Raw genomic sequence first — 4,464 nt, 5'->3', positions numbered from 1 at the left:
AGGGTCTTGACCAGCTGGACGACGCTGGGCGCCCCCTGCTTGGCCAGTTCCTGGACGCCGATGACGTCAACCGGCTGGGCGGCCTTTTCCGAGGTCCCGGCGATGAAGGATCCGGTGACCACGACCTCCTCGACCACGGTCTCATTGTCCTGGGCGACGGCGGCGCTGGAGAGCCCCATCGTCAGGGCGACGGCCAGAATGGAGCCACCGCAGAAATACCTGCTTTTTGACATCTATGTTTCCTTTCCCCCTCAAACGGCCTGCCCCCAGTTGAAATGCACGGGGGCTGAGCGGGCCGAAGAGTTAGGCCATCATCGGGTGTCTCGCCCGTCAGCGCCAGAGCGGGTCTGCAATGTTTCAGGTTCGAAATAGCCGCACCTTGGCGCTAAGCTTTTGACATAACAGACAAATATCTGACACTCAGACATACCGGAAACAGGAAATGTCAAAGTTGACGCCTCAGTCAGGTCTATCAAGTTGGTTTCGCTCGGATTTTCCAGGCCGCCCAATCCGGTAACGAAGTTCGGATCGTGCCGGTCTTTCGAAAAATCTCAGGCCTTCGGGCGAAGGAGGCCCCGGCGTCGAAAAAGGCGGTGTTGCAGCACCGCCTCACCTGCGGGAAAAAGCCGCGCCGGGCGATTTCCAACCTGACGCGGCGTCAGTTCGCGCCGCTTTTCGGCCCCGAATTGTCCGCGGACGACCGATCGTCAGGCGCGCGCGATGACCCTGGAGCGTGACAGTCTGAAGTGGATACCGGTTCTGGCGCCCGTCACGCCCTAACCCTAGGACGACCGAGCCTGTTTCTCCGTTTCAGATGAGTCCATCTGAAACCGACAGGCTCTCGGGCCGCCGGGGCGGCGTCCGGCGCCGCGGGCGATGTCTGGGAAAAGATGTCTGGGAAAAACGGATGGTGGACGTGACAGGGATTGAACCTGTGACCCCCTCGATGTCAACGAGGTGCTCTCCCGCTGAGCTACACGTCCAGACCGTCAGGTCTCCCTTTCGGGAGCGGAGGCGGCGGTATAATGGAGGGTCGTTTCGGGCGCAAGCGCGGCCTTTACGCCGCCATCATCCGTTCGACCTCGGTGACGATCTCCCGCAGGTGGATTGGCTTGGAGAGCACCTTGGCGCCAGGAGGCGCGCTTTCACCCGCGGCCAGCGCCACGGCGGCGAAGCCGGTGATGAACATGATGCGCAGGCCCGGGTGCTTGGCGGCGGCCAGGCGGGCCACCTCGATCCCGTCCATGCCCGGCATCACGATGTCGGTGAGCAGCAGGTCCCAGTCCTGATCAAGGACGGCGGCGGCCTCCTCGCCGTCGGCGCAGGCGGTCACATCATAGCCGGCGCGCTCCAGGGCGCGGCTGAGGAAGCCACGCAGGGAATCATCGTCTTCGGCCAACAGGATCCGGGGCATGGGTGTTCCGCGCGAGTGGTCAAGAAGCGCTCATCATAGAGGCTGAGGTGTAAACTCGCGATGAACCATCGCGGATGCACGCCGCTGATCGTTTGACCGTCCGCGGGGGAGGCCCTCATATGACCCCCGATGACCGCCTGCGAGCCTCTTGTCGCCAACGATGCCGCGCCCAAGCCGGCGCCGGCCTTCGACATCTGGCGCGCCGCGCTGGACGGCGCCCCGGCCCCCACGCCCCTGGTCTTCGCCTCGCCCCACTCCGGCCGCCTCTATCCCGAGGACATGATGGCCGCCACGGCGCTGGACGCCATCGCCATCCGCCGGTCGGAGGACGCCTTCGTCGACGAGTTGATCGCACCGGCCCCCGACCTGGGCGCCGCGGTGATCGCCGCGCGGCTGGCGCGGGCCTATATCGACGTCAACCGCGAGGCCTTCGAACTCGACCCGGCCATGTTCGCCGACGAGCTGCCGGACTTCGCCCGCGGCCGCTCGGCCCGGGTGGCCGCGGGCCTGGGCGCCATCGCCCGGGTGGTTTCCGAGGGCCAGGAAATCTACGCCCGCAAGCTCACCTTCGCCGAGGCGCGCGGCCGGATCGAGCGCGCGCACGCCCCCTATCACGCGGCCCTGGCCCGCCTGCTGGGGGAGGCTCACGCCGCCCACGGCTTCGCGATCCTGGTGGACTGGCACTCCATGCCGGCCGCCGCGGCCCGGTCGGGCGGAGGCGCCTGCGACATGGTGCTGGGCGATCGCTTCGGCGCGGCCTGCGCGCCCCTGGTGACCCAGAGGGTGGAGCGGGAGCTGGTGGCCATGGGTTACCGCGTGGCCCGCAACGCCCCCTATGCGGGAGGCTACACCACCGAGCACTATGGTCGCCCGGCCCGCCGGACCCACGCCCTGCAGATCGAGATCAGCCGCGGGCTCTATCTGGACGAGGCGCGCCTGACGCCCACCGAGGGCTTCGACAAGCTGAAGAGCGATCTGAAGCGGCTCACCGCCATGCTGGCGGGGGTCGACTGGAGCGGATTGAGGACTGCCTAGGGCGCCGCGATCCCGGCCAGCCCCGCGCCGTTTCCCCCGGCCCTTTGGCGCGTCTGGGCCTCAGGCCAAAAAAAAGCCGGACCCGAGGGCCCGGCAGTTCATTAGGGAGGAAACGCCCAGGAAGGGCAGAGGCGGCAAGGCCGCCTCACAGAAAGACAGGTACAGTGCGGCGCACAAAAGTTCAAGGCTAAATGTTCGATCGCGCTGGATTTTTTCGTCCGTCACCCTAAATATATCGTAATATCAGAAGGATGTTTGGGCGCCACGGCCGACTTAGGCTGTGCTGCATCGCACAACAACTTAACCGCAGGGTCGACCGCCGCGACGAGATTGCGCTGGTGAAAGGCCCCTCACTCGCTTACAAGCGCGCGCCCTTCCCAGGCGCGCGCCCCTCCCGAGATAAGAATTAAATGTCGCTCCGCAACATCGCTATCATCGCCCACGTCGACCACGGCAAGACCACGCTGGTGGACCAGCTGCTCGCCCAGTCCGGGGTTTTCCGCGCCAATGAGGCGACGGTCGAGCGCGCCATGGACTCCAACGACCAGGAGCGCGAGCGCGGGATCACCATCCTGGCCAAGTGCACCAGCGTGCTTTGGCATGGCGAGGCGGGCGACACCCGCATCAACATCATCGACACGCCCGGCCACGCCGACTTCGGCGGCGAGGTGGAGCGGATCCTCGGCATGGTGGATGGCTGCGTCATCCTGGTGGACGCCGAAGAGGGCGTCATGCCCCAGACCAAGTTCGTCCTGGGCAAGGCCCTGAAGATGGGCCTGAAGCCGATCCTCTGCCTCAACAAGGTCGACCGGCCGCACGCCGATCCCGACCGCATCCTGAACGACGCCTTCGACCTGTTCGCCGCCATGGGCGCGACGGACGAGCAGCTGGATTTCCCGCACATCTACGCCTCCGGCAAGAACGGCTGGGCGACGCTGGACATGGCCAAGCCCAACGACAACCTGGCGCCCCTGTTCGACCTGATCGTGCGCCACGTGCCCGAGCCGGCCGTGGTCGAGAACAAGGAAAAGCCCTTCCAGATCCTGTCGGTGCTGATCGAGAACGACCCGTTCCTGGGCCGCCTGCTGACCGGCCGCATCCAATCGGGCAAGGCCACGCCTGGCATGGCGATCCACGCCCTGTCGCTGGACGGCAAGGAAGTCGAGCGCGGCCGCATCACCAAGGTGCTGGCCTTCCGCGGCCTGAAGCGCCAGCCGATCGAGGACGCCGAGGCCGGCGACATCGTCGCCATCGCGGGTCTGTCCAAGGCCACCGTGGCCGACACCCTGTGCGCCATGGAGGTCACCGAGGCCCTGCCGGCCCAGCCCATCGACCCGCCGACCATCTCCATGACCGTCTCGGTGAACAACAGCCCGTTGGCCGGCCGTGAAGGCGACAAGGTGCAGAGCCGCGTGATCGCCGCGCGCCTGCTGAAGGAAGCCCAGTCCAACGTCGCCATCCGGGTGACCGAGACCTCCGACAAGGACGCCTATGAAGTCGCCGGCCGTGGCGAACTTCAGCTGGGCGTGCTGATCGAGAGCATGCGACGCGAGGGCTTCGAACTGTCGATCAGCCGTCCCCGCGTGGTGTTCCAAACCGACCCGGAGACGGGCGATCGCCTGGAGCCGATCGAGGACGTCATGATCGACGTCGACGACGAGTTCACCGGCATCGTCATCGAAAAGCTTTCGGCCCGCCGCGCCGAGCTCAAGGACATGGGCCCGTCCGGCGCTGGCAAGACCCGCATCAGCCTGATGAGCCCGTCACGCTCGCTAATCGGCTACCAGGGCGAGTTCCTCACCGACACCCGCGGTTCGGGCGTACTGAACCGCGTGTTCAGCCACTACGAGCCCTACAAGGGCGCCATCGACGCGGGCCGCAAGGGCGTGCTGGTCTCCAACTCCGACGGCGAGACGACGGACTTCGCCTTGTGGAACCTGGAGGACCGCGGCTTCATGTTCGTGGGCGGCGGCGAAAAGACCTACCAGGGCATGATCATCGGGGAGAACTCGCGC

Annotated in this window: 4 protein-coding genes and 1 tRNA gene; 2 read left to right on the top strand and 3 right to left on the bottom strand. The window is 66.2% G+C overall.

Going from position 1 to position 4,464, the window contains the following annotated elements; translation table 11 throughout:
* The 3 genes from Q7T09_RS04030 to cpdR form a co-directional block, all read right to left on the bottom strand.
* Window positions 1–233 (bottom strand): hypothetical protein (locus Q7T09_RS04030; RefSeq protein WP_304697844.1); only part of this gene is annotated, 233 nt, incomplete at its 3' end.
* 675 nt (window positions 234–908) lie between these two features.
* Window positions 909–983, bottom strand: a tRNA-Val gene (locus Q7T09_RS04025).
* 74 nt (window positions 984–1,057) lie between these two features.
* Window positions 1,058–1,414, bottom strand: a complete 357-nt coding sequence (gene cpdR / locus Q7T09_RS04020) for a cell cycle two-component system response regulator CpdR (protein WP_304697843.1) — start codon at window positions 1,412–1,414, stop codon at window positions 1,058–1,060.
* A 129-nt stretch (window positions 1,415–1,543) separates the two neighbouring features.
* Between cpdR and Q7T09_RS04015 the strand changes: the two genes are divergently transcribed.
* Both Q7T09_RS04015 and typA read left to right on the top strand, forming a co-directional pair.
* Window positions 1,544–2,449 carry an N-formylglutamate amidohydrolase gene (locus Q7T09_RS04015; RefSeq protein WP_304697842.1) on the top strand — a complete coding sequence of 302 codons (906 nt, stop codon included), beginning with the start codon at window positions 1,544–1,546 and terminating at the stop codon, window positions 2,447–2,449.
* A 410-nt stretch (window positions 2,450–2,859) separates the two neighbouring features.
* Window positions 2,860–4,464: translational GTPase TypA (typA, locus tag Q7T09_RS04010; protein ID WP_304697841.1), on the top strand; the 1,605-nt coding region annotated here is incomplete at its 3' end.

Source organism: Phenylobacterium sp., assembly GCF_030645195.1.
In the GTDB taxonomy this organism is placed as follows: domain Bacteria; phylum Pseudomonadota; class Alphaproteobacteria; order Caulobacterales; family Caulobacteraceae; genus Phenylobacterium.
The sequence above is the reverse complement of the archived record's forward strand: the minus strand, read 5'-3'. Positions and strand labels throughout refer to the sequence as shown.

What these genes read in the sequence shown, in the direction of transcription:
- cpdR (WP_304697843.1), bottom strand. Translation starts at nt 1,414, where the DNA reads ATGCCCCGGATCCTGTTGGCCGAAGACGATGATTCCCTGCGTGGCTTC.
- Q7T09_RS04015 (WP_304697842.1), top strand. Translation starts at nt 1,544, where the DNA reads ATGACCGCCTGCGAGCCTCTTGTCGCCAACGATGCCGCGCCCAAGCCG.